Here is a 24,750-nt window from a genome sequence, read left to right as displayed (position 1 = left end):
TGGATGGGGCGACGCGGTTTTCCATACGCCTTGTCCCGGCGGCTCGTATCGTCAGAGCGCCGGGCTGATAATTCGAATAATGATGGCCTGAGCAAACATCATGAGCGCCTTATAGGCCGGGGGGCAGGCGCCGTCCAGTGCGCGGGTTTTCCCCTGCCCTGCCCGCCGGATCGGCCGCGGGGTCCGCAGGACGATGGGCGAACCGGCTCGCGGCGGAACCGGTGCCGCGTCAACGCCCGAACAACCCCGCCAGCGCGCGGCTGACCAAAGCAGAAACCGAGGGCCGTGTTTTGCGGCGGAAGGGCAACGGGCGGCAGACCTCCATCGCGGCCACACCGACACGGGCGGTCAGCGCGCCATTCACCACGCCCTCGCCAAAGCGGCGCGAGAGCTTCGACAGCACACCGCCCCCGGCCAGCGAGCCGATCAGGTCATCGCCCGCCGCCACCGCACCGGTGGCCACCAGGTGGGTCATCACGGCACGGGTCAGGCGCCAGCTGCCCAGGGTGCCCGAACGACCGCCATAGATCTCCGCCACCCGGCGGATCATGCGGATATTGGCGGTCAGCGCCGTGACCACATCGGCCAGCGCAAGCGGCACCAGAGCCGTTACCGTGGCGACCTGGCGCGCGGCCGCCTCGACCTCGGTGCGGGCCTGCGCGTCAAGGGGCGCGAGGATTTCGACCTCGGCGAGCGCCAGCAGGTCTTCGGCCTCGAACTGTTCCCCGGCGTGGTCCGCAAACCGGCTCAGCCCCCATTTCACGTCGTCACGCCCGGAATAGAGCCGTTTCAGCCCGGCCACAACATCGCGGGCCTCGGGCAGGGAGTTGTGCGACAAGGCCGCTTCGGCCTTGCGGTGCAGCCCATCGACCCGGCGCAGGCGGACAAAGCCGATCCATTCGCGAAGGGCCAGCCCCAGCAGGGCCAATACGAAGGCCAGGGTCAGCACCATGGCCGTCGCCCCCAGGGCGGGCGAGCGGGCAATCAGCCCGGTCACGAAATCATAGGCCGCCACGCTGGCCACGAAGCCCACCAACGCCACGCCCAACGACAGAACCCAACGCAGCAGCCGGTTGGGCGGACGCGCGGCCAGGGTGGCGACGGTCTGCATCGCCTGCCCCGTGGGCACCGGCGCCTCGGGGTCGGGCACCGGCGGCGCGGAGGCCGGCGTGTCCGTACCCGGGCTGTCCAGCTCGATCAGGACCGGTCCCTTTTCGTCACTCATGCGTGCCTCCATTCATAGCGGATGTCGGGCAGGTGTTCGTCATTGCCGGCACCATCCGTGCGGCTGATCTCGACAAAGCCTTCGCGCAGATAGAACCGCTGCGCGGCGGTGTTGGCCTGGAACGTGTAGAGTTGCAGGAGGGGCGCCGCGGCTTTCGCCTGGTCCAGCAGCGCCTTGCCCACGCCCCGCCCCCGCGCGGTCCGCGCGACATAGAGCGCATGCACCTCGGCCCCGTCGCGCGACAGAAAGCCAACGGCGTTGCCTCCCGCTCGCACAACCTGGGTCCAGCCCCGTGTGACCAACATGCGACCGAACCCCTGATCCTCTTCACGGGTGTGAACCCGTGGCATCCAGGGGGTGGCGTCGATCCAGTCGGACAGGATCCGGGCGATGGCCGGGGCGTCCTCAGGGGCGGCGGGAACCGGGGTGAGCGTCGTGATCACAGCCGGTCTCCGATCAGGAATTCAGCCGCCTTGTCGAGCCGGATATGCGGCGGCCCCTCGCCGGGTTTCAGGCTGATCCGGGCGGGCGCAAACCGCATGACGCGATAGTCCGCGTTGAGCCAGGCCTCCGCCCCCTCCCGGGCGGGCGCCAGCAGGCGGGCCGGATCTTCGGGCAGATCCCCCGGATAGAAGGCAGCGGACTTTCCAGTGTCCAGCAGGGTGCCGCGCACGCAGTCCAGGCGGCGCCCCTTGTGGTCCAGCGTATCCTCGGTGGTGGTGCGCAGGGCGGCAATCGACATGGCCGCGGTCCTGGCGCCCGCAAAATCCGCCCGGTCGCGCGCCTCGCGCAGCAGCGCCTCGGTTATGGCGGTCAGGCGCGGGTGCTGGCTGTGGTGCAGGTGGTCGGCCTTGGTTGCGGCGAACAGGATGCGATCGATGCGCTTGCCCAGCAGGAGCTGGCTGAGAAAGGCGTTTCGCCCCGGGCGGAAAGCCGACAGGATCTCGGCCATGGCGCGGCGCAGATCGTCCAGCGCGGCAGGCCCCGCATTGATCGCGCCCAGCACATCGACCAGCACCACCTGCCGGTCGATCCGGGCGAAATGATCGCGAAAGAAGGGTTTCACCACGCGGGACTTGTAGGCTTCAAAACGCCGCTCCATCTCGCGCCACAGACTGCGGCGCGGGGCGGAGGCGGGTTTCGGCAGCGGGGCGAAGGTCAGGGCCGGGCTGCCCGCCATGTCACCGGGCAGAAGGAACCGTCCCGGCGTACAGTCGTAATACCCCGCCTTTCGTGCGTCCCTCAGATAGGCGGCAAATGCCTCGGCCACCGGTTTGGCGGCGGGTTCCTCGAACGGGGCTTCGGCGTCCGCATGATCGGCGAGGGACAGAAACCCGGCAGCCTGGGGCCGATGGGCAATGCGCGACAGTACCTGCGCCGACCAATCGGTATAGCTCAAGTCCAGCAGGCCCAGATCCAGAAGCCATTCGCCCGGGTAGTCGACGATATCCAGATGCACCGTGCGCGGACCACGCATTCCGCCCAGCACCCCCGTGGGCTGCACCCGGAAGGACAGGCGCAGCTCGCTGACCGCGCGGGTGCCTTCGGGCCAGTGCGGGGCGGGTCCGGTCACGGCGGCCAGATGTTCCTCGAATTCGAAACGGGCCACGGTGTCGTTGGGTTGCGGTTGCAAGAACGCCGTGTGGATACGCCCGTCGGCGGCGGCAACCAGTTGAACCATGCGGCTGCGGTTCATCAGATTGGCCACCAGCGAGGTGATGAATACCGTCTTGCCCGCCCGTGACAGGCCCGTGACACCCAGCCGGATCACCGGTTCGAACAGCGCCTCATGCGTGGCATCGCCGACCGCTTCGATCTGACGTGCAATTCCGTCGGCAAGATCACCCAGCCCCAATCGCCTGCTCCTCTAATCCTTACCGGGAACATAGGCACTTCCGGGGTTCGGTTCCAGTTCTCCGCGCCTTGCGGGATCACCGGACATCCGCACGACGAGACCCGAGGGCGGACAGGGGGCTCCGCGCGGTTGGCGCCCTTGCCCGCCGATGGGACAACAGGTGCTCTGGACAGCGCCCGCAGCGCTGGTACAGTCCGCGCCAAGGAGGATCCAGCATGGCATTCGGCAGCAAAATTCGCACCTGGTTCAACGACAGCTGGCACGAGGGCGACATCCCGGTGATGAACGCCGCAGATCACGGCGCCTGGCTGGGCACCACCGTGTTTGACGGCGCCCGCTGGTTCGAAGGGATCGCCCCCGACCTCGACGCCCATTGCGCGCGGGTAAACCGGTCGGCTGCTGCGCTGATGCTGACGCCCACGGTCACGACCGGGGACATGGTCGAGATCGTGCGCGAGGGGCTCAAGGGCTTCGGCACCGATCAGGCGGTCTATATCCGACCGATGTATTGGGGAATCGACGCCGACATGCGTGCCGGCGCGATCCCGCCTTCGGGTGAAACAACCGGCTTTGCGATCAGTCTCGAAGCGATCGGCATGGCGGACGCCAAGGCCAGCACGACGCTCGCCACCACCCGTTTCCGCCGTCCGGTTCTGGAAAGCTCGGTGGTGAACGCCAAGGCGGGCTGTCTCTATCCGAACAACGCCCGCATGCTGGTCGAAGCCCGCGCCAAGGGCTACAAGAACGCCCTGGTCGCCGACGCCCTGGGAAATGTCGCCGAAAGCGCCACCGCCAATGTCTTTATCGTGCGTGACGGCGAGGTCTTTACCCCGATCGCCAATGGCACATTCCTGTCCGGCATTACCCGCGCGCGGCATATCGCGAACCTGACCGCGGACGGAGTCAAGGTGCATGAGTGTGTGCTGAGCTTCGACGACGTACGTGCCGCCGACGAGGTTTTCCTGTCCGGAAACATGTCCAAAGTCACCCCTGTAACCGAGTTCGAAGGCACCATGTATCAACACGGGCCGATGACCCGCCGGGTGCGCGAAATGTACTGGGACTGGGCCCACAGCGCGGGGTGAGACCCGGTGTTGCCCCGCCCCCGCGCCACGGGCCCGGGGTCGCGGTCAGCCGATGGTCTTGAGATCGGCGATCAGCTTGTTCAGGTCTCCGCGGCGCCGGTCCAGCATCGCGCCGATCTCGCTGCGTTCGGATTTCACCAGGCTGATGCCCTCGATCTTCATGTCGATGAACCGGCCGTTCCGTGCCGACACGACAAAGACCACCTCGAAGGGCGCGTAGCCCTTGATCGTGGTGATCGTGCGCACTTCGTAGAAGCTCTTGACCGGCCTGGCGCTCTTTACCTCGACCCGGCCACCGATGAACTCGCGGAAACGCTTGCCGTATTTGCGCCCGACATAACCCTGGAACGCCCGGGTAAAGGCGCTTTTCTGCGAGGCCGAGGCCGCGCGCCCATCCGGGCCAAGAACCAGAAGCGCGATGCGCGCCACATCGGCGTAGTCGACGAAGATCTTCTCGAAGTCGCGGATCATCGCGGCCTCGGACTTGCCGCTGCTGATGATCCTGTTGATGTCGCGCACGACCTTGTCGATCAGCGCCTCGGCCTCAGCCGTGGTAAAGGCCAGAGCCCGCCCCGGAAGCGCCGCCAGGGCCACCACGCCAGCCAGACCCGCCATGGCCACACGACGCGTTGTCGAAAATTCACTCATAGGCTTCCTCATACAGGTCATACAGATCCTCTTCAGCCACTTCGACGCCCAGATCATAGCGCCGCGCATCCAGATAGAACAAACGAGCGCTTGCATAGGGATCCTCCCCCTCATGCAGGACCGCGTCGATCGTCCCGCCGAACTCATACCGGTCCCCCAGCCGCGAAACCACATTCGCCACGGGCAGTACGTTGCTTTCCGGGCTTGGAACCACATAGCTAAGCGGGTTCAGCACGAAATCAACTACGATCCCGGCCGCGTCACGGTCTGTTGACGGACCAAAGACCGGCAGCACCACATAACGGCCTTCGGCTATGCCCCAGCGATGCAGGGTTTCGCCGAAATCGGTGTCGCGTTCCTCCAACCCGATGCCGGTGGCCACGTCGAATAGCCCCAGGAGACCGAAGGTCGAGTTGAAGGCAAAACGCACCGTGTTGTGCATCGCATCCTCGAACTCGCCCTGAAGGATCTTGTTGACCACCGTGCCCGGCAAATCGACATTGTCGGAAAAGTTGCTTACCCCGCGCCGTACGCCGGGCGGAAGCCCTTCGCCATAGGCGCTGGAGGCCGGCGCCAGCAGGGCCCGATCCAGTTTCTGGTTGAAGGCGAACATTTTCCGATTGGAGGCTTCATTGGGATCAAACACAGCCTCGGGCACGGGCGCCTGCGCACATGCGGTCAAAACCAGCGCCGACGCGGTCACAACAATTCGTACACCAATCGAGTTCACAACAAACATCCTTTCCGCCCAGGTCCGGTTTCCCATAACCGATGAGGACGGGTTGCCCAGCCATTTACCGGTTGGCAGCTCCGATATGTGGCCAAATGGGAACAATTGCACGCGGCATCCTGCCGAACGGCCATGATACAAGCGTTAGGTGCGAACGGAAAGGCATTCTGCCAAGACGAGGGCGGGTGAGCGCGAAAAGGGGCCGAAAGAGTTTCACGGGGGTCGGCGCCAGCGCTGTTCGGCACCCCGGTCCTGCGGGCGCTCGACGGATCGTTCCAACAGGGCCCTTCGCGAAAACTGAGGCTTTCCAACCGCCCCTTTCACCGCTAGCGTCCGCGCGAGTGAACAGGAAAGGACCCTGATATGAGCGCTTACGAATCGCGCCTGGCCGAGCTGGGCGTCACCCTTCCCGACGCCCCGGCTCCCGCAGCCAACTACGTGCCCTATGTACAGGTCGGCGACCTTGTGCATGTCTCGGGACAGATCAGCATGGCAGAGGGTGAATTCATCAAGGGCAAACTGGGCGAGGACATGGATGCCGAGGCCGGCGCCGCCGCTGCCCGATCCTGCGCCATCAGCCTGCTGGCCCAGGTCAAGGCGGCCTGTGGCGGGGATCTCGACCGGCTGGTGCGCGTGGTGAAACTGGTGGGCTTCGTGAACTCCACCGCCGGGTTTGGCGACCAGCCCAAGGTGATCAACGGCGCTTCGGACTTCATGGTCGAGGCCCTGGGCGATGCCGGGCGTCACGCCCGCTCCGCCGTTTCAGCCGCGTCGCTGCCCTTCGGCGTTGCCGTTGAAATCGAAGGAGTTTTTCAGGTCAAATGACCCTCCCCGCGGCCTTCCTGGACCGCCCCATCGCGCATCGTGCCCTGCATGATGTGACAGCGGGGCGGCCCGAAAACTCCCGCGCCGCAATCGAGGCGGCGATCGCGGGCGGCTACGGGATAGAGATCGACCTGCAACTGTCCGCAGACGGGCAGGCCATGGTGTTTCACGACTATGGGCTGGAACGCCTGACCGCAGCCGATGGCCCGGTTCGCCAGCGTCGGGCGGCCGAGCTTGCCGCCATTCCGCTTACGGGTGGGGAGGGGACGATCCCGGGATTTGCCGAGGTTCTGGAACTGGTCTCGGGCCGCGTGCCCCTGCTGATCGAGATCAAGGACCAGGACGGCGCAATGGGCCCCGCCGTGGGCCCGCTGGAACAGGCCGCCGCTGCGGCCCTGGCGGATTACACCGGCCCCGCCGCCGTCATGTCCTTCAACCCGCATTCGGTCGCGGCCTTCGCCGCCCGGGGCACCGGCCTACCGGTCGGGCTGACCACGAGCGGCTTTGACGAGGCCGACTGGAAGCTCCTGCCAGCCGACACCTGCCGCACCCTGCGCACAATTCCCGATGTGGACCGGGTTGGCGCCAGTTTCATCAGCCACGACCACCGCGACCTTGCCAACCCCCGCGTCGCCGAGCTGAAATCACAGGGCCTGTCGATCCTCTGCTGGACCATCCGCTCGCCCGAGGAAGAGACCCGCGCCCGCAAGGTCGCGGACAATGTGACCTTCGAGGGCTACGCGGCTTGACCGCGTGCCCTCACGCCCTAGCTTCAGACCATGGACGACAGGATCGAGATACGGCTGCATGACAGCCTGGAGGCCATTGCGCCCGAAGACTGGGATGGCTGCGCCTGCCCCGAGACACAGCTTGGGGGCAGCGCCCGACCGGTTGATCCATTTACCACCTATCGGTTCCTGCATGCGCTGGAAGCCTCGGGCAGCGTTGGCAAGGGCGCCGGGTGGGAGCCACATTACCTGACCGCGCACCACGATGGGCTGATGATCGCCTGCGCCCCGCTTTATGCCAAGGGGCACAGCCAGGGCGAATATGTGTTCGACCACTCCTGGGCCCATGCCCTGGAACGCGCGGGCGGGCGGTACTATCCGAAACTGCAGATCGCCGTGCCATTTACCCCCGTGACCGGCCGCCGGTTCCTGACCCGGCCGGGGTATGAGGCACAGGGGCTGGCCGCCCTTGTTCAAGGCGCGGTGCAGGTGGGGGCGGACAACGGGCTGTCCTCCCTGCACGTGACCTTCTGCACCGAGGCCGAAGCAATCGCGGGCGGAAAAATCGGACTGATCCACCGGCTCGGTCAGCAATACCACTGGGAAAACAATGGCTACGCGGATTTTGACGGGTTCCTCGCCAGCCTGAGTTCCCGCAAACGCAAGAACATCCGCAAGGAACGTGCCACCGCGCAGAGCTTCGGTGGAGAGATCATTGCCCTGACCGGCGACGCTCTGGACGACACCCATTGGGACGCCTTCTGGAGCTTCTATCAGGACACCGGCGCGCGCAAATGGGGCAGCCCTTACCTGACGCGGGAGTTCTTTGACGAGGTCCACCGCACCATGGCGGACGACATCCTGCTGATCATGGCCGAACGCAGTGGCGAACCCATCGCGGGAGCGCTCAATTTCATCGGTCGGGACACGCTCTATGGCCGGTACTGGGGCGCGAATGAGCACCATCCCTGTCTGCATTTCGAGCTCTGTTACTACCAGGCCATCGACCACGCCCTGGCGATGGGGCTGGGCCGCGTCGAAGCGGGTGCGCAAGGCGACCACAAGCTCGCGCGCGGCTACATGCCGGTGCCCACGCATTCGCTGCATTGGATCGCAGATCCTGGATTTCGCGGGGCGGTGGAGGACTTCGTCACCCGCGAGGCCGAGGCCATCGGCGAGGATATCGAGATCCTCGCCAATATGGGTCCGTTCCGCCGCCCGGGTCAGAGCTGATCCAGAAGCGCCTCCGCAGCGGTCAACTCGCAGACCCCCCGCTGCGCCTCTGTGTTCAGGTGCGTGACTACCCCGTCCTCGACCACCATCGTGTAGCGGATCGACCGCGCAATCAGCCCGACCGGCGGCGCGTCGAACCGCATGCCGATCGCTTCGGTAAAGGCGCATTCGGCATCGGCCAGCATGGTGATCCCCTCGGCCCCCTGCGCCTCGGCCCAGGCCCGCATGACATGGGGGTCGTTGACGGAGACGCAGATCACCTCGTCCACACCCTTCGCCTTCAACGCATCGAGGTTGCGGATGAACCCCGGCAGATGAGCGCTGTCGCAGGTCGGGGTAAAGGCCCCCGGCACACCGAAGATCACAACCTTGCGCCCGGCCAGTTTCGGGCCCAGCTCGACCGGGTGAATGCCCTCTGCATCCTTTTCGGTAAACACGGCATCGGGCAGGCGCTGCCCGGTTTCAATGGCCATCTTCGTCTCTCCTACCTGCTTGGTCGCTCCCAGATTGCCCAAGCCCCGGGGCGCTTGCAAACCGCTTTCTGCGCGCCCTGTTCACAGGTTCGTTTTTGCCGAAGCCCTGCCCGGCTTTTTCCTGTTTCGCTTCGCCTGCGAAACGGTCTAGGCTCGCCCGGAAACAGGAAGGAACGCTCTTCATGACCCATATCGTCGTCATCGGCGCCGGCCAGGCCGGGGCCTCCCTGGTGGCCAAGCTGCGCAACTCGGGTTTTGACGGTCAGGTGACTCTGATCGGCGAGGAAAAAGCCCCGCCCTACCAGCGCCCGCCTCTGTCCAAGGCCTACCTGCTGGGCGAGATGGAACTGGAGCGCCTTTTCCTGCGGCCCGAGAGTTTTTACGCCGAAAACGACATTGCCTTGCGGCTGGACACCCGGGTAGATGCGATCGACCCTGCGGCCAAGACGGTAAGCATCGGCGGTGAGGCGCTGAACTACGACATGCTGGCGCTGACCACGGGATCGACCCCGCGCCGCCTGCCCGCCGCCATTGGCGGCGCGCTGGAGGGCGTGCACGTGGTGCGCGGCCTGGACGACGTGGACGCAATGGAGCCCGAGTTTGCCGAGGGTCGCCGCGTGCTGATCGTCGGCGGTGGTTATATCGGGTTGGAAGCCGCGGCAGTTGCCGCCAAGAAAGGGCTGGACGTGACCCTGGTCGAAATGGCCGACCGCATCCTGCAAAGGGTGGCCGCGCCGGAGACTTCGAATTATTTCCGAAACTTGCACAGCTCGCACGGAGTCAGAATCCTCGAAGGCGTGGGCCTGGACCACCTGACCGGCAAGACCCGCGTCACCGGGGCGAAATTGACCGATGGCACCGCGCTGGCGGTTGATTTCGTCGTGGTCGGCGTGGGCATCGCCCCGGGCACGGCCCTGGCCGAAGCCGCCGGGCTGGAGCTGGACAACGGCATCAGGACCGACGCGCGGGGCCGAACTTCGGACCCGTCGATCTTTGCGGCGGGCGACTGCGCCTCCTTCCCCTATCGCGGCAGCCGCATCCGGCTGGAAAGCGTGCCCAACGCGATCGACCAGGCCGAGGTGGTCGCGCGCAACATGATGGGCGAGGGCGTGGATTACGTGGCCAAACCGTGGTTCTGGTCGGATCAGTATGACGTGAAACTGCAGATCGCCGGGTTGAACGCGGGCTATGACACGGTGGTCACGCGTCCGGGCGACAGGGATGGGTCGGTGAGCTTCTGGTACTACAGGGGCGACGAGCTGCTGGCAGTGGACGCTGCCAACGACCCGCGCGCCTACATGATCGGAAAGCGCCTGATCGAGGGCGGTAAAAGCCCGGACAGGGTCTCTGTCGCGGACACATCCGTCGACCTGAAATCGCTCATGTAAATGCGTATCATCGCGGGGAAATATCGCGGGCTCGCGCTGGCATCCGTCGGCAAGGGCGACGCGGGCGCGCATCTGCGCCCGACCACGGATCGCGTGCGCGAAAGCCTGTTTTCGATCCTTTCGGGCGGGCGTTTCGGCGACCCGGTGACGGGTGCCCGCGTGCTGGACCTTTTCGCGGGCACCGGTGCGCTGGGGCTCGAGGCACTGTCACGCGGGGCCGCGTCAGTCACTTTCGTCGATGACGGGCGCAAGGCGCTAAGCCTCATCCGCGAGAACATTACCAAGTGCCGGGTGCAGGAGCGGACCCGGATCGTGCGCCGCGACGCAACCCGGCTGGGCCCATTCACCGGGGATGGCGAGCCTCATGACCTGATCTTCCTCGACCCGCCCTATGGCAAGAGGCTGGGAGAAACGGCGCTGGCCGCCGCCCTGGCGGGCGGCTGGGTGGCCCCCGAGGCCTTCATCGTCTGGGAAGACAGCGCCCCCATCACCCCGCCCGAGGGTGTGAGCCTGCTGGACAGCCGCAAGTTCGGGGATACGAGGATATCTTTTCTCGAAAGGGATTGAGCATGGACCATTTCTGCCCTGGCTGTGGGAAGCTCATAGAACACGCCGGACGCAATTCTTGGCTTTTCTGCCATGAATGCGCGACGCACACCACCGATGGGACCGGGAGGCGGATTACCTTTTCCAACACCAGCCTTTCCGGTGGCCTGGCCTGGCGGTATGGCGACGCCGGGGAATGGACCGACTGCATTTCCGTCCGATGCCTTGTTCGTGGGCAGCCAGTAATGGTCAGCGCGGCCCGCTTCGGCGGCATCGTTGTGCAACCTGTCCCGCATGAACCGCAGCACAACGAAGCCTACGATTGCTGGGATCTGACCGAAGCGGAACCGCTCCCCTCAAGGCCCAGACGTTAAAACCTCTGATCCTGACGCGCCTGCGGGTTCAGTCGCCTACCCCCAGGTCGGGTGGTACTTGCCCGCAGGCGACAGGGTAAAGATATCGACTCCATCCGCCGTCACGCCGACCGAATGTTCGAACTGCGCAGACAGCGATTTGTCACGGGTCACGGCGGTCCAGTCGTCGGACAGCACCTTGGTTTCCGGGCGGCCCAGATTCACCATCGGCTCGATGGTGAAGAACATGCCTTCTTCCAGCATCGGGCCGGTGCCCGGGCGGCCATAGTGCAGCACGTTTGGCGGGGCGTGGAATACGCGCCCCAGCCCGTGACCGCAAAAGTCGCGCACCACGGACATGCGATGGCTTTCAACGTATTTCTGGATCGCGTGGCCGATGTCGCCGAACGTATTGCCGGGCTTGACCGCCTTGATCCCTTCGAACAGGGCGTCGTGCGTGACCTGGATCAGACGCTCGGCCTTGCGCGACAGCTTGCCGGCCACATACATGCGCGAGGTGTCGCCGTACCAACCGTCGACGATCACGGTCACGTCGATATTCAGGATATCGCCATCCTTGATCTTCTTCTCGCCCGGGATGCCGTGACACACGACATGGTTCAGCGAGATACAGCTGGCATGTTTGTAGCCCTTGTAGCCGATGGTCGCGGACACGGCGCCCGCGTCGTCCACCATCGCCTCGATCGCCGCGTCCAGTTCACCGGTCGTCACGCCGGGCTGCACCATGGGCGCGACGCGGTCCAGGATGTCGGCGGCCAGAGCACCTGCCTTGTGCATGCCGGCATAGTCGCCGGGCTCGTAGATGCGAATGCCATCGCGCGTGGTGCGTCCACGGGTGTCGTCCAAGGGCCCAATCCTTCTTGTCTTTGGCCCTAGATAGGCCATGCGGGGCCAAGACGCCAGAGGGTGCGCGCGGCTCGGGACAGGCATCGGCGCAGATCGCACGGATGCGGGGATGCTACCCCCAATCCATCACACGACCGGACGCCGCTGCCCCAACCAAACGCCCTCTGGAGTGATCCGCGTATCATAGGCGATCGCTTCGACCCCGGCGGCGCGCGCAGCATCGAAGGCCCGGGCATAGGTCGGATCGAGATCACGCGCGATCGTCACCCGTTCGCAATCGGTGCGCTGAACAAGGAAAAAGACCACGGCACGGTGGCCCCGGCGGGCCATGTCGGCCAGTTCACCCATGTGTTTTGTCCCACGCGCCGTCACGCTGTCGGGGAACTCCGCCAGGCCGGGCGTCCGGCGCAGTGTGACCGATTTCACCTCGACATAGCTGTCCGGCCCGGCACCGGTCAGCAGGAAGTCGATACGAGAGTTCTCGCCGTATTTGACCTCGGCCTGCACGGAAGGCGCGACCAGCTCGGGGATATCGCCGGTTTTCAGAGCCGCCCGCAGCGCCCGATTGGGCACGGAGGTATCAACGCCGGTGAAATGCCCGCCTTCATGTTCAACCAGCCGCCAGCCGTATTTCAGCTTTTTCTTCGGATCGTCATTGGGCTCCAGCCAGATGCGCAGCCCCTCGTCCTTCAACCCCATCATCGAGCCGGGATTGGCGCAATGGGCCGTGACCTCGCGCCCGTCCTCCAACCGGCAATCGGCCAGGAAACGTTTGTAGCGCCGGATCAGGACCGCAGGGACAAGGGGGGTGGGAAATCGCATGAGTGAGGCATATACCGGGAACAGGGAAAGAAACAGCCCTCGCGGGCGGACCCGGATTTCTTGACGATTCCGGACAGTTTTCGTTGCAGGAAACGGACAGCCGCGCTGGGACACACAGAGGGTCGACCATGGGAGCACAGCGCAATCCAACCGCCGCCATGCTGGTCATCGGCGACGAAATCCTGTCCGGCCGGACCCGCGATGCCAACATGTACTACCTGGCCGGAGAACTGGCCTCTGCAGGCATTGACCTGAAAGAGGTGCGGGTGGTCTCGGACGACGCGCCGGCCATCGTCGCCGCGGTGCGTGCCCTGTCGGGCGGGTTTGACCAGGTCTTTACCTCGGGGGGCATCGGCCCGACCCATGATGACATTACCGCCGATTGCGTGGCCGAGGCCTTTGGCGCCCATATCGACGTGCGCGCGGATGCGGCAAAGTTGCTGGGCGACCACTACGCCGCCTCCGGGCGCGAGTTCAACGAAGCACGCCAGCGCATGGCGCGTATTCCCGACACGGCGACCCTGATCGACAATCCGGTCTCCATCGCGCCCGGTTTCACCATTCGCAACGTGCATGTCATGGCTGGCGTTCCCGCGGTCTTTCAGGCCATGGTGGCCAGCGTTCTGCCGATGCTCACCGGCGGCGCGCCGCTTCTGTCGCAAAGCCTGCGCGTGCAGCGTGGCGAGGGCGACATCGCCGGTCCGTTGCGCGGCCTGGCGGCCGAGTTCGACGACCTGTCGGTCGGCTCCTACCCGTTCCAACTCAACGGTGCCTATGGCGCGGACATCATCATTCGCGGCACCGATGCCGCCCGGGTGGATGCCGCCATGACCGCTCTGTCTCAGCTCTTTGCGGAGGATACATGATCACCCCCCTGCCCTCGGTCGAAACCCTGATGGAGGTCTGCGAGGCCACCTGGCCGCCGGCCAAACGCGAGTTGAAAGGGGCCTGGACCGTGCGCGACGGGGCGGGCGGCGGCAAACGCGCCTCGGCCACGACCGAAAACTTTCCGACCACCGAAGCGGACTTGAAACAGGCCGAAGCGGCAATGCGTGATCTGAAACAGCCGCTCCTGTTCCAGATCCGCCCGGGCGACGAGGCGCTGGACAAGATGCTGGGGGCTCATGGTTACGACATCATCGATCCGGTGAACATCTGGGCCGTCGCGGTCGACAAGATCACCCGCGAGACCGCGCCGCCGGTGTCGGGCTTTGCGGTCTGGCCGCCCCTGAACATCATGACCGAGCTTTGGGAACAGGGCGGTGTCCATGCCCGGCGCCGCGCGGTAATGGAACGTGCCTGCACCCCGAAAACAGGCATCCTGGGCCGCACCGATGACACTCCCGCCGGGGCCGGGTTCGTCGCCATCCATGATGGCGTCGCGATGATCCACGCCCTGCATGTGGACCCGGCGCTGCGCCGCATGGGCACAGGGCGTCACATGATCCTGACCGCCGCCCACTGGGCCAAGGCCGAGGGCGCGAAGGTGCTCAGCCTGATCGTGACGCAGGGTAATCTGGCGGCCAACCCTCTCTACGCTTCCCTTGGTATGCAATTGGTGGGTCATTACCATTATCGCATCAAGGGAGGAGACACATGAGCGAGCCCGTCACCAAACTCGACCTGCCGATGGTCGATCCCCTGCCCGAGGACATCCGGAAATACTTCGACATCTGCGAGGAAAAGCTGGGGCTCGTGCCGAACGTGCTGAAGGCCTATGCCTTCGACATGGAAAAGCTGCGCCCGTTTATGGCGATGTATAACGAGTTGATGCTGGGCGACAGCGGCCTGTCCAAACTGGAGCGCGAGATGATCGCGGTGGTGGTCAGTTCGATCAACAACTGCTGGTACTGCCAGGTCGCCCATGGTGCCGCGGTGCGCGCGCTGTCCGGCGATCCGGCCCTGGGCGAGGCGATGGTGATGAACTGGCGCGCCGCGCCGCTGGACGCCCGCCAGACCGCCATGCTGGTGTTTTCCGAACAGGTTGCCAAGGCGTCGAGCGAGACCGGCGAGGCAGATCGCCAGGCGCTGCGCGATGCGGGTTTCAGCGACCGCGACATCTGGGATATTGCCGCCACGGTCGGGTTCTATTCGATGTCCAACCGCATGGCCTCGGCCGTGGGCATGGTGCCCAACCCGGAATACCACGCGCAGGCCCGCTGATGCTGCGCCCCGCCGTCATATCGCTCCTTCTGGCCGGTCCGGCGCTTGCGCTGGAACTGCCGGCAGGTGCGGTCATGACCGGCGAGGACAACGACCGCCGCGGCAGTCTGGCCATCGCCACCGGGCCATTTGTCGACGGCTCTGTGCCGACCCATTCGGTGGATGGCGCGGTGATCCGTCAGGCCTGGCGCCTGCCGGGCACGGGCCTGACCACCGCCCAGTTGATGCAGCAATTCCGCTCACAGCTCAGCGAAGACGGCTGGCGGGTGACATTCGATTGCCAGGAGGTCACGTGTGGCGGATTCGATTTCCGCTTCGCCACGCTGGTCTTCGGCGAACCCGTCATGCATGTGGACCTTGGCGACTACCGTTATCTTGCCGCCAGCAAGGAGGGCAGCCACATCGCCCTGCTTGTCAGCCGCAGCCCCGGCGCAGGCTATGTGCAGGTGCTGCGCGTGGGGCCGGGACAAGAGCTCCCGCCGCTCACCACGGGGTCGGACATGACCGGCACCCCGCCCGTGGTCGGCTTCCCCGCCTCCGAAGAGGCGGTGACACCCGTGGGCCTTGGCATCCAGATGGAACAGGCGGGCTTTGCGGTGCTGTCCGATCTGACATTCCAGACCGGCTCCTCCGCTCTGGGTGATGCCGATTTTGCCTCTCTTGCCGAGCTGGCAGGCTACCTAGCCGCCAATCCCGACAAGCGCGTGACACTGGTGGGTCACACGGATGCGGTGGGCAGCCTGGAAAACAACATCGCCCTCTCCCGCGAACGCGCGGCATCGGTGCGACAGACGCTGATCGACCGCTATGGCGCAGGCGCGGGCCAGGTGGCGGCGGACGGGGTCGGGTTCCTGTCCCCCGTGGCCTCGAACCAGACCGAAGAGGGCCGCGAGGCCAACCGCCGGGTCGAGGTGATCCTGACCACGACCGAATGAATGGCTCGGAAGTTCAGCGGGACAACAAAAAAGGGTGCCACTCCGCATCGGAGGGCACCCAGTCAATCCCAAGACAGTGGATCAGGAAATCTTACCAGATGTTCGGCCCCTTGTCGGCGAAGGCGTGGACCAGGAAGTCGATGAAAGCACGCACTTTCGGCTGGGTGAAGCGGCCCGGCGGATAGACCGCGTAGATGCCCTGACGGTCTTCCGGCAGCTCCGGAATCGCGTCCTCGATCAGCCCTTGTTCCAGCGCGTCGGCATAGAGGAAGCTGGGCAGATAGGCGATGCCGAGCCCGGCAATCGCGGCGTTCAGAAGGCTTTGCCCGTCGTTCACCGACAGCCAGCCCGCGGTGCGCACCTGGCGCACCTCGCCCGAGGGGGCGGGCACTTTCCAGACATTGCCCGATGACTGGCTGGAATAGTGCAGAAGCTTGTGTTCGTTCAGATCGTCGATCCGCGTCGGGCGGCCGTATTTCTGGAAATAGCCGGGTGAGCCAACCATGCGGCGTGTGGTCTCGGTCAACTTGCGGGCCCGCAGGGAACTGTCTTCGAGTTCGCCTACCCGAATCGCCATGTCGAACCCTTCGGATATCAGCTCCACATAGCGGTTGTTCAGCACCATATTTACCGTAATGTCAGGAAATTCCTGCAGGAATTCACCCAGAACCGGGCTCAGGTGGTTCACGCCGAAATCAGTTGCCACACTGATGCGCAACAGGCCGGACGGGGCCGACTGCATCGACGTCACCAGCGCGTCCGCTTCGCCCGCGTCGTTCAGCACGCGCCGCGCCCGGTCATAATAGGCCAGGCCGATCTCGGTCGGGCTGACGCGGCGGGTGGTGCGGTTCAGAAGCCGCGCGCCAAGGCGGGCCTCGAGCGAGGACACATGCTTGGAGACCGCGGATTTGGAAATCCCCATCTTCTTCGCAGCGTCGGTGAAGCCACCCTGGTCAACGACCATGGCAAAAGCTTCCATTTCAGTCAAACGATCCATGTCTTGTTCTTTCTACAGTCCACGCCCCTCGGTCTGGATTGTATCGCGTTCAATTGGGGCAGCACTGTGGAAGGATGCCGACAATACCGGGGTAATTGGCGAATCGTTTTTGGCTGGGAAACGCAGGAACGCTGTGTTTCCGGCCTCAGAAAGCCAGGGTAGCGGCCGTGATCCACAAAGGCAGCGTCACAGCGGCCAGCAGGGTCATCTGCGCGATCAGCGTGGCGACCAGCTCGCGGTCGGCACCGAACCCGGCGGCCAGAACATGGGCCGCCGAGGCGGTGGGAAGTGCCGCAAACAGCACCAGAACCTGCGCCAGAGATCCGCCGACACCCAGCGCAAGGCAGGCGGCAATTGTCAGCGCGGGCAGGATCACCAGGCGGATGGCATTCAGCGCGCCCATGAACCGGTCCAGCCGTGCCAGAGCGCCCCAGTTCATCGTTGCCCCGATCGAAAGAAGCGCGATGGGAATGGCCGCCTTGGACAGCATTTCCAGCGGTGCCATCACCGGGCCGGGGATCACCAGCCCCGACAGGCCGACGGTCACGCCGCTCAGGGACGCCAGCAGAAACGGGTTCAGCGCGACCTTTTTCAGCGTCGCGCCCAGCCCCATCGCCTGTCCACGAGACAGGGCCGAGACCGCAAGGATGTTGGCCACCGGAATGGCCATGCCCACGGCGACAGCCAATTGGCCGACGTCAGCGCCGGGCAGGGTCGCAATGGCGACAAAGGCCAGCGCCGTGTTGAAGCGCCAGGCGGTCTGCCAGGCTCCGGCAAAGTACAGGAAGCGCGCGGGCCCCACGCGGCGGGTGAGCCAGCCCAAGGCAAAGCCCAGCCCCAACACCGCCCAGACCATCGGTCCGATCCGCGCCATATCCGCAAGTTCAATGGGTCGCGACGAGGCCGCGACGAAGATCAGCGCGGGAAACAGGATCTCGAAGTTGAGCTTGTCCAGCCCCTGCCAGGCATTGGCCGACAGACGCTTGCGCACCAGGCCCCCCAGGCCGACCATCAGGAACGAGGGCAGTAGGCCCAGAAGGATCGCCGCAAATACCATGAGGCCCCCGTATCGCGCCGGGGGGCGGGGCGCAAGGTTTACAGCTCGGCCGCCAGTCGCGTGCCCTGGTTGATCGCGCGTTTGGCATCCAGTTCCGCGGCCACGTCGGCACCGCCGATCACGTGGGGGGTCATGCCCCTGGCCTCGAGCGCATCAGCGAGGCTGCGTTCGCTGACCTGACCGGCGCAGAGCACTACCGTGTCGCACTCCACCACGCGCGGGTTCTCGCGCGCCTCGCCGCTGCTGACGTGCAGGCCCCGGTCGTCGATGCGTTCGTAATTCACGCCGCCGACCATCTCGACCTGTTTCATCTTCAGCGTCGAGCGGTGGATCCAACCGGTGGTCTTGCCCAGCCCCTTGCCCAGCGCCTTGGCCTTGCGCTGCATCAGCACCGCCTTGCGCGCGGGGGCTTCGGGCTGCGGACCCCCGGGGGCCAGACCACCGCGTTGAAGGGCCGGGTCGGCCACGCCCCATTCGGCCAGCCACGCGTCCAGGTTCTCGGTCGGGCTGTCGCCTTTCTGGGTCAGGTATTCGGCCACATCAAAGCCGATCCCGCCAGCGCCGATAATCGCAACGCGCTCACCCACCGGCACCTTTCCGCGCAGAACGTCTATATAAGTCAACACGTTACTGCGGTCCTGCCCGTCAATACCAGGATCGCGCGGGGTGACGCCCGTGGCAATCACCACCTCGTCGAACCCCTGCAGGTCGTCGGCCGTGACCTCGGTATTTAGACGCTGGGTCACACCGGATTTCGCCAGCATGGTGCGGTACCAGTCGACAAGGCCCCGGAACTCCTCTTTGCCCGGCACCTGCTTGGCCATGTTGAGCTGCCCGCCGATCTCTTCGGCCCGATCGAACAGCGTCACCTCATGGCCGCGCTCATCGGCAACGAGCGCGGTGGACAAGCCCGCCGGCCCGGCCCCGACGATGGCGACTTTCTTGGGTTTTTCAGCGGGTTGCCACTCCAGATCGGTCTCGTAGCAGGCCCTGGGATTGACCAGGCAAGTCGATATCTTGCCACCGAACGTGTGGTCCAGACAGGCCTGGTTGCAGGCGATGCAGGGCGCGATTTCATCCGCCCGTCCCTCAGCGGCCTTGGTGACGAAATCGGCATCCGCCAAAAAGGGCCGCGCCATTGACACCATGTTTGCGCAGCCGGATTCCAGAACGTTTTCAGCCACTTGCGGATGGTTGATCCGGTTCGAGGTAATGACGGGGATGGTCACATGCCCCATCAGCTTCTTTGTCACCCAGGTAAAGGCGGCGCGCGGGACCGAGGTGGCGATGGTCGGAATGCGCGCCTCGTGCCAGCCGATGCCGGTGTTGAGGATGGTGGCGCCCGCGGCCTCGATCTCTTTCGCAAGCTGGATCACCTCGTCGAAGGTGGAGCCGTTCGGGATGAGGTCGATCATCGACAGGCGGTAGATGATGATGAAATCCGGCCCGACCGCTTCGCGCACGGCCTTGACCACGGCAATGGGCAGACGCATGCGGTTTTCATATGACCCGCCCCAGCCGTCCTCGCGCTTGTTGGTATGGGTGACAAGGAACTGGTTGAGGAAATACCCTTCCGACCCCATCACCTCGACCCCGTCATATCCGGCCTGTTTGGCGCGCGCGGCGGAGGTAGCGAAGTCATTGATTTGTTTCCGAATTCCCTCCTCATCCAGCTCTTTCGGCGGGAAGGGGGAGATTGGCGATTTCACCGGGCTGGCCGACACGCAGTCCGGCCCGTAGGCGTAGCGGCCCGCGTGCAGGATCTGCATCGCGATCTTGCCGCCGGCCTCATGCACCCGGTCGGTGACGGACTTGTGGTTGGCAATATCCTGGTCGGAATACAGCCCCGCCGCACCCGGGAAAACCCCGCCTTCGCGGTTCGGCGCCATGCCGCCGGTGACGATCAGCCCAGCCCCGCCGCGGGCCCGGGCGGCATAGAACTCGGCCACGCGATCCCAGTCGCCGCGCTCCTCCAGCCCCGTGTGCATGGACCCCATCAGCACGCGATTCTTCAGCGTGGTGAAGCCCAGGTCGAGCGGGGCGAGCATTTTCGGGTAGCTGGTCATAAGGGCCTCCTGCGGTATCGGGGGATGTTGCGCGGGGGGCAGGAGCTTGTCACGCGGAACGCCGCGTCAACAAGGTGACGTGCGCGTAAAGAACGTCGCGTCACGGAATGTTAAAAGGTTTAAAGGGTCAAACGCCACATACTTTAAAGTTTCCAGCCGGGCGCGGGGGCCGATTTTAAAGATGTTAAAGGGGGGCGGCGCGAAAAACACCGCCCCGCCGCGATCAGCAGCAGCCGCCCGAACCGCAGGCCTGATCAGCGCAATCGCTGTCCGCGTCGCAGCCGCGACCGAGGTAGGTCTGATCCGACAGGTAGAAGCCGGTGAAGGCCGCATCGAACTCCGGCGCGACCGAGGCCTCGGCCAGACCGGTGCCCATCAGCGCCGCCTGCCAGGCCTTGACCCGAGGCCGTGCCCCGCCGATGAAATCGTAGCCCGAACGCGCCTCGATGATTGCCGCGCGGTGCAGGAGCACAAGCCAGGCGAGGTCCACCAGACCCGGCGTGTCGCCCGCGAAGAACGGGCCGGGCCGGTCGGCCAGCGCCGCTTCGATCTTGTCGAAGGCCGTGCCCAACCTCGCGCCGCGTTCCTTCAGCGTGGTCAGATCGGCGCTGCGCTGCGCACCGCATTGCACCAGGTAATTCTTGGTCGCGAGATACGCCCAGGCGCGGTCCTGCGCCTTCTGTTCCGGGGCAAGGCCGGGGATCAGCGGCGGGTAGGCCTCTTCGAGATATTCAACGATGGCATCGCTTTCGAACAGGGCCACGCCGCCTTCTGTCACCAGAACCGGCACCTGCCCGTTGGGCGAGATGTCGAGGAACCAGCCGGGCTTGTTCGAGAGCGAAATGAACTCGACCTGATAGGAGAGCTGCTTGGCCTCGAGCAAGGCGGTGACGCGCTGGACGAAGGGGCAGATGGTGAAGGAGATGACTTTGATCATCGAGTTTGTCCTTTCTGACGGTTACACAGAAAAGACGCAGGGGGCCTGAGAGGGACGAGATTTTTTCAACAATCGCCGCAAAAGCCTGATTTGCGAGTGGTTTCGATGACCCGCCCGCGGGCGTCGATCTTCAGCGCGCAACAGGTTTCGAACACGCGGCGCAGGGCAGCGCGGGCGGCCTGCACGCGGGATTTGACTGTGGAATAGACCAGGCCGTGTTCGGCGGCATAGACTTTCTGGCTTTGCCCCTCAAGGTCGATTGCGCGCAGCAGCGCGGCCTGACTGGCGGGCAGCGCGTCAAGGAACGGGTGCACGCAGCGGTCCAGGCTGGAGTCGTCGGGCGTCTCGTCATCCGTGTACCAGAGGTCGTCGGGATGCGGCACCACCCGGCCCTTGCGGCGGTGAAAATCCACGGCGGCGTTGCGGGCAACCCGGGTGAGCCAGCCGCGCAGGTTGGCGACCTCGCCCAGCCGGTCAAGATTGGCATGGGTCTTGATCAGCACGGTCTGCAGCACGTCCTCGACATCATCCGGGTCGGCCAGATGGGCCGAGAGATAGCGACGCAGGCCAGCGCTGTAGTCCTTCCAGATGTCCTCAAGCCGCATTTCCCGCCCCCGTCAGGTGGTTTCCAGGCAGTGGCGGCGGAAGGCGCGTTTGAGCATGTCGAGCTCTTCGCGCAGGAGCGCCATTTCCGCGCGCACGTCATCCTCCAGCGGCTGGCCGGTCACTATGGTGAAACTGCCCAGTTTTTCACCGGACACCGCCTCGGTGATCACGAAGCTCTGCACCCCGTCATAGAGCACCTCACGCGGGATCGGCACGCGCAGGATGAAGCGGCCGGGTGTTTCGGGGTCCTCGGCGATCTCGACACCGTCGATCGGCTGGGTCAGGTGGCTGACCTCGATCCGCGGTTCGGTGCGCGTGCCCGCAACCCGCAGTTCGCCTTCCCAGACACCGGCCTGGATGCGGGTTTTCGTCAGGGTCAGTTCGGTGCTCATCAGGCCCTCCTCACACTTTGCACTTCACACTTCCGCGCGCGGGCGGCGGCTGAATGTCACGTCGCGCAGCACGACCTGGCTCATCTCCGGGTTTTCGAAGATCAGGTCGACCCAGGCGCTTTCGACACGCTTTTCATTCATCTTGGTATAGGCCAGGTCGAACTCGACCATGACCTCGTCCTCGTCCAGAGGCAGTTCGCGCACCACCTGTTCGGTGTTGGGCCCGTGCCTGATGTTGAGCCGTGCAAAGATTTCCAGCGGCTTTTCCAGCTCGACCACGGTGGACAGCCGCACCAGGTGTTTGCGTTTCAGCCCCGCCACCGCCTCGTCCGGCAGGTCGATCACCAGGGAAAGGAAGGAACCGTCGAAGCGGAACACGTCCATCCGCAGCCCGAAGGGGGCCAGATCCTGCGCGCGGGTGTTGCGCAGCTGGCGCACGGTGAGTTCGGAAATCCGGCAGTCGTGAAACAGCGTGACCTCGTCGCCGAACATCGCCTTGGTCTCGACCGCCGAGGCGCCTGGCGGCGAAATCGGGCCGCGCCAGAGCTGCGGGCGCCAGCCCCAGTCGGAATGCAGGGGTTTCTGAAAGGCGTTGGAGCCGACCAGCGGCAGGGTCAGACGGCCATCGGCAACATGGAGCAGCCGGTCGATCTGGCGCCGGAGCCCCCGGGCACGGGCGCGCAGCTGGCGCAGCGTGGCCAGGTCCAGCGTGGCCGCGCGATCCCCCACCCTGGCCCAGCGGCGCATGACCCGCCGATGCAGGATACGATCCAGAATGCCGTTTACGCCTTTTGCCATGGGATGCCTGTAACCAGTCGCCTTCGAGGTGTCCATTGTTTCCAGTCTTAGTGGGTTTTTTCCTGCGATTGAATTAAGAAATCTCGCATTTTCGCCGGAAATCAACGTGCTGCGGCGGATGCCCCCGGGATCGGCGCGGGGGTGTCCGCCGGCCCGGCCCCGGAGTTGTTTCGCCCAAGGAAACGATCAGCCAGGCCTGCAAGGGCCCTTCCCGCGGTTGTTCCACGCTCGGGGTTGGCCGCGCGCAGGGCGGCGACGGCCCTTTGGATCTGGGCCAGGGCGGTGCCTTCATCAACCGGCTGGCTGGCCAGCGCGGTCACGGTCACGGAGACCGCCGCGCCCCGCAGATCAAAGAAGGCGCGCCAATAGGCTCCGGTCACGGCGCCCATCGGGTTCGGGCTGTCGTCGGTGATGTGCAGGTAAAGCACGCCATCCTGTTGCAGGGCACGGGCGATCTGCACGCTGTCCGCATCCCCCGTGCGGCTGAGCGCCTGGCGGCCGGTGTCGGAGCGCAGATAGGTTTCGAGCCCGGCCAGGTCACGCGCGGGGGGCGCCTCGGGATCGGCCGGGGCTTGACCGGCCCGGGCGGAAACCGCAACGGTCAGCACCATCGGCCGCTCCGGATGCGGATCGCGGGGATGATGGGAGATCGCCCGGCACGAACCCAGCAGGACAAAGCCGTCCGCCTCGCCCGTCCGGCTGGCACCGGTGTCCACGCAATAGCCCTCGGGCCCCTTCACACGCAGCGTCCCGCCGGCCACCATCATGCTCTGCGCGGCCCGCGCGCCCTGTGTGCCGCCCAGGGACGGCAACATGCCCGTGCCCACACAGCCTGCGAGGCTCACCCCCATGACGACGGCCCAAAGCGCCGCCCGCGTTTGATACCTGGAAATCACGTCTGCCGTCTCCCTTGGCCACGACATAGCCGGGCGGGCCGGGCCAGACAAGCAGGGCGACTGGTGGACAGCGCAGCGCGGAAGGGCCAAGGTGCGGAAACGACACAGGAGTTTCGCGTGACACAGCCTCCGTTCTGGCAACCGGCCCTTGCGCGGCCACAGCTCTGGCGCACCCTGTTGGGGCTGGTCCTGACCTGGGCCATCTTCGCCCTGGTCGCCATGGGGCTGATCATCGTCATGGTGGCGGTGTTCGGCCTGACCCGCCAGGGGATCGCCCTGGCCGCCACGCCGACAACCGCCCTGATGATCTTCCTGCCATTCCTGGGATTGCACATCGGCCTGGCGCTGGTGCTGCCGCTGCTGCACCGGCGCGGATACCGCAGCCTGTTCGGCCCCAGCCTGCGCCTGAACCTGCGCCATTTCCGCCATGGCATGGCCGCCATCGGAGTGCTGGCCCTGGCCGGATTCCTGGTGACGGGGCTGGAGCAGATCCTGTGGCCGGGCGCGCCGGAGATCGTGCAGCTGCGCCCGCTGGGGGAATGGTTGCTCTGGCTGCCGCTGGTGATCCCGGTCGTCTTCATGCAGAGCCTCGCCGAGGAACTGGTCTTTCGCGGCTACCTGCTGGGCCAGCTCCGGGCAAGGTTCCGCTCGCTCTGGATTGCGGCCGTCCTGCCTTCGGCCCTGTTCGGGGTGCTGCATTTCGCCCCGGCCACCTGGGGCGTGAACGCCTACATGTATGTGCTGAATACGACGCTGGTGGGGGTGATCGCCTGCATGGTCACTCTGCGCACCGGAAATCTGGGAGCCGCGGCGGGCTTGCATTTCGCCAACAACCTGCTGGCTCTGGTGATGGGGGTAAAGGGCGAGATGGCGGGGCTGACGCTCTTTGCCCTCGTGGTGACGCCGAAAAGTGGCTACATGACCTGGTCCTTTACCGTTGTCATCGTGCTGAGCGTCGGAATTTTCATTGCCTGGTGGCGCTGGATGGACCGCAAGACGCCCGAACCGGGTGCCGGTTAAGAACCGCCCCACTATCGAACCGGGTGGCGGTCAAGAACCGCCACACTATAGAACCAGGTGGCGGTCAAGAACCGCCACGGGCCGATTGCAAATCCTGCCGCTGAG

At 65.3% G+C, this 24,750-nt stretch carries 27 protein-coding genes; 11 read left to right on the top strand and 16 right to left on the bottom strand.

Translation table 11 applies throughout. The features are described 5' to 3' along the window. Positions 1–229: 229 nt before the first annotated feature. From Q1V43_RS14970 to Q1V43_RS14960, 3 genes are read right to left on the bottom strand one after another with little or no spacing between them, the layout of a single operon-like run. On the bottom strand, positions 230–1,225 hold the full coding sequence (locus Q1V43_RS14970) for a TIGR01620 family protein (protein WP_300519683.1): 996 nt from the start codon (positions 1,223–1,225) through the stop codon (positions 230–232). Then, a complete protein-coding gene (locus tag Q1V43_RS14965) occupies positions 1,222–1,668 on the bottom strand; it encodes a GNAT family N-acetyltransferase (RefSeq protein WP_300519682.1) in 447 nt (148 codons plus the stop codon). The genes Q1V43_RS14970 and Q1V43_RS14965 overlap by 4 nt, the downstream gene beginning before the upstream one ends. Further along, positions 1,665–3,080: a YcjX family protein gene (locus tag Q1V43_RS14960; RefSeq protein ID WP_300519680.1), complete on the bottom strand. Its 1,416-nt coding sequence runs from the start codon at positions 3,078–3,080 to the stop codon at positions 1,665–1,667. The genes Q1V43_RS14965 and Q1V43_RS14960 overlap by 4 nt, the downstream gene beginning before the upstream one ends. A 215-nt stretch (positions 3,081–3,295) precedes the next feature. Here Q1V43_RS14960 and Q1V43_RS14955 point away from each other — a divergent pair, with 215 nt between their 5' ends. Further along, positions 3,296–4,165: a branched-chain amino acid aminotransferase gene (locus tag Q1V43_RS14955; protein WP_300519678.1), complete on the top strand. Its 870-nt coding sequence runs from the start codon at positions 3,296–3,298 to the stop codon at positions 4,163–4,165. Positions 4,166–4,210: 45 nt separating this feature from the next. On the opposite strand, the gene Q1V43_RS14950 is transcribed toward Q1V43_RS14955, so the two are convergent. Continuing rightward, positions 4,211–4,813 (bottom strand): phospholipid-binding protein MlaC, encoded by a 603-nt coding sequence (locus Q1V43_RS14950; RefSeq protein ID WP_300519676.1) that lies wholly within the window; start codon positions 4,811–4,813, stop codon positions 4,211–4,213. Further along, positions 4,806–5,552 (bottom strand): VacJ family lipoprotein, encoded by a 747-nt coding sequence (locus Q1V43_RS14945; RefSeq protein ID WP_300519673.1) that lies wholly within the window; start codon positions 5,550–5,552, stop codon positions 4,806–4,808. The genes Q1V43_RS14950 and Q1V43_RS14945 overlap by 8 nt, the downstream gene beginning before the upstream one ends. Before the next feature lie 354 nt (positions 5,553–5,906). On the opposite strand from Q1V43_RS14945, the gene Q1V43_RS14940 reads away from it, so the two are divergent. From Q1V43_RS14940 to Q1V43_RS14930, 3 genes are read left to right on the top strand one after another with little or no spacing between them, the layout of a single operon-like run. Beyond that, positions 5,907–6,368, top strand: coding sequence for a RidA family protein (locus Q1V43_RS14940; RefSeq protein WP_300519670.1), 462 nt, complete (start codon positions 5,907–5,909; stop codon positions 6,366–6,368). Further along, positions 6,365–7,117: a glycerophosphodiester phosphodiesterase family protein gene (locus Q1V43_RS14935; protein ID WP_300519667.1), complete on the top strand. Its 753-nt coding sequence runs from the start codon at positions 6,365–6,367 to the stop codon at positions 7,115–7,117. The genes Q1V43_RS14940 and Q1V43_RS14935 overlap by 4 nt, the downstream gene beginning before the upstream one ends. Positions 7,118–7,147: 30 nt before the next feature. After that, positions 7,148–8,329 carry a GNAT family N-acetyltransferase gene (locus Q1V43_RS14930; RefSeq protein ID WP_300519664.1) on the top strand — a complete coding sequence of 394 codons (1,182 nt, stop codon included), beginning with the start codon at positions 7,148–7,150 and terminating at the stop codon, positions 8,327–8,329. Here Q1V43_RS14930 and Q1V43_RS14925 read toward each other — a convergent pair. After that, positions 8,320–8,802: a peroxiredoxin gene (locus Q1V43_RS14925; RefSeq protein WP_300519661.1), complete on the bottom strand. Its 483-nt coding sequence runs from the start codon at positions 8,800–8,802 to the stop codon at positions 8,320–8,322. The two genes, Q1V43_RS14930 and Q1V43_RS14925, sit on opposite strands and share 10 nt — an antisense overlap. A gap of 182 nt (positions 8,803–8,984) precedes the next feature. Between Q1V43_RS14925 and Q1V43_RS14920 the strand changes: the two genes are divergently transcribed. Together Q1V43_RS14920 and rsmD are read left to right on the top strand one after the other, a co-directional pair. Then, positions 8,985–10,190, top strand: a complete 1,206-nt coding sequence (locus tag Q1V43_RS14920) for an FAD-dependent oxidoreductase (RefSeq protein ID WP_300519659.1) — start codon at positions 8,985–8,987, stop codon at positions 10,188–10,190. Then, a complete protein-coding gene (gene rsmD, locus Q1V43_RS14915; RefSeq protein ID WP_300519656.1) occupies positions 10,191–10,757 on the top strand; it encodes a 16S rRNA (guanine(966)-N(2))-methyltransferase RsmD in 567 nt (188 codons plus the stop codon). A gap of 389 nt (positions 10,758–11,146) precedes the next feature. On the opposite strand, the gene map is transcribed toward rsmD, so the two are convergent. Beyond that, positions 11,147–11,995 carry a type I methionyl aminopeptidase gene (gene map, locus Q1V43_RS14910; protein ID WP_300519654.1) on the bottom strand — a complete coding sequence of 283 codons (849 nt, stop codon included), beginning with the start codon at positions 11,993–11,995 and terminating at the stop codon, positions 11,147–11,149. Between the two features lie 87 nt (positions 11,996–12,082). Then, on the bottom strand, positions 12,083–12,778 hold the full coding sequence (gene sfsA / locus Q1V43_RS14905; protein ID WP_300519651.1) for a DNA/RNA nuclease SfsA: 696 nt from the start codon (positions 12,776–12,778) through the stop codon (positions 12,083–12,085). 128 nt (positions 12,779–12,906) lie between these two features. On the opposite strand from sfsA, the gene Q1V43_RS14900 reads away from it, so the two are divergent. The 4 genes from Q1V43_RS14900 to Q1V43_RS14885 are packed head-to-tail and all read left to right on the top strand — an operon-like array spanning position 12,907 to position 15,876. Then, positions 12,907–13,644: a molybdopterin-binding protein gene (locus tag Q1V43_RS14900; protein WP_300519648.1), complete on the top strand. Its 738-nt coding sequence runs from the start codon at positions 12,907–12,909 to the stop codon at positions 13,642–13,644. Then, on the top strand, positions 13,641–14,378 hold the full coding sequence (locus Q1V43_RS14895; RefSeq protein ID WP_300519646.1) for a GNAT family N-acetyltransferase: 738 nt from the start codon (positions 13,641–13,643) through the stop codon (positions 14,376–14,378). The genes Q1V43_RS14900 and Q1V43_RS14895 overlap by 4 nt, the downstream gene beginning before the upstream one ends. After that, positions 14,375–14,941: a peroxidase-related enzyme gene (locus Q1V43_RS14890; RefSeq protein ID WP_300519644.1), complete on the top strand. Its 567-nt coding sequence runs from the start codon at positions 14,375–14,377 to the stop codon at positions 14,939–14,941. Before Q1V43_RS14895 ends, Q1V43_RS14890 begins: the two co-directional genes overlap by 4 nt. Next, a complete protein-coding gene (locus Q1V43_RS14885) occupies positions 14,941–15,876 on the top strand; it encodes an OmpA family protein (RefSeq protein WP_300519642.1) in 936 nt (311 codons plus the stop codon). The genes Q1V43_RS14890 and Q1V43_RS14885 overlap by 1 nt, the downstream gene beginning before the upstream one ends. Before the next feature lie 91 nt (positions 15,877–15,967). Here Q1V43_RS14885 and Q1V43_RS14880 read toward each other — a convergent pair whose 3' ends face one another. From Q1V43_RS14880 to Q1V43_RS14845, 8 genes are all read right to left on the bottom strand, one after another. Next, entirely contained in the window at positions 15,968–16,873 is a 906-nt protein-coding gene (locus tag Q1V43_RS14880; protein ID WP_300519639.1) for a LysR family transcriptional regulator, read from the bottom strand. 145 nt (positions 16,874–17,018) lie between these two features. Further along, entirely contained in the window at positions 17,019–17,930 is a 912-nt protein-coding gene (locus Q1V43_RS14875) for an AEC family transporter (RefSeq protein WP_300519637.1), read from the bottom strand. 38 nt (positions 17,931–17,968) lie between these two features. Continuing rightward, positions 17,969–19,996: an NADPH-dependent 2,4-dienoyl-CoA reductase gene (locus Q1V43_RS14870; protein WP_300519634.1), complete on the bottom strand. Its 2,028-nt coding sequence runs from the start codon at positions 19,994–19,996 to the stop codon at positions 17,969–17,971. A 223-nt stretch (positions 19,997–20,219) separates the two neighbouring features. Next, complete coding sequence (locus Q1V43_RS14865; protein ID WP_300519631.1) at positions 20,220–20,933, bottom strand: glutathione S-transferase family protein; 714 nt, start codon at positions 20,931–20,933, stop codon at positions 20,220–20,222. 65 nt (positions 20,934–20,998) lie between these two features. After that, on the bottom strand, positions 20,999–21,538 hold the full coding sequence (locus Q1V43_RS14860) for a sigma-70 family RNA polymerase sigma factor (protein WP_300519628.1): 540 nt from the start codon (positions 21,536–21,538) through the stop codon (positions 20,999–21,001). 12 nt (positions 21,539–21,550) lie between these two features. Then, positions 21,551–21,931 (bottom strand): hypothetical protein, encoded by a 381-nt coding sequence (locus tag Q1V43_RS14855; protein WP_300519625.1) that lies wholly within the window; start codon positions 21,929–21,931, stop codon positions 21,551–21,553. Positions 21,932–21,955: 24 nt separating this feature from the next. Next, positions 21,956–22,729 (bottom strand): DUF6478 family protein, encoded by a 774-nt coding sequence (locus tag Q1V43_RS14850; protein ID WP_300519623.1) that lies wholly within the window; start codon positions 22,727–22,729, stop codon positions 21,956–21,958. Between the two features lie 101 nt (positions 22,730–22,830). Further along, positions 22,831–23,544: a hypothetical protein gene (locus Q1V43_RS14845; RefSeq protein WP_300519621.1), complete on the bottom strand. Its 714-nt coding sequence runs from the start codon at positions 23,542–23,544 to the stop codon at positions 22,831–22,833. 198 nt (positions 23,545–23,742) lie between these two features. Between Q1V43_RS14845 and Q1V43_RS14840 the strand changes: the two genes are divergently transcribed. After that, complete coding sequence (locus Q1V43_RS14840) at positions 23,743–24,645, top strand: type II CAAX endopeptidase family protein (protein ID WP_300519619.1); 903 nt, start codon at positions 23,743–23,745, stop codon at positions 24,643–24,645. Positions 24,646–24,750: the final 105 nt, after the last annotated feature.

The organism is Aliiroseovarius sp. (assembly GCF_030148435.1).
GTDB lineage: Bacteria > Pseudomonadota > Alphaproteobacteria > Rhodobacterales > Rhodobacteraceae > JASBTN01.
The sequence above is the reverse complement of the archived record's forward strand: the minus strand, read 5'-3'. Positions and strand labels throughout refer to the sequence as shown.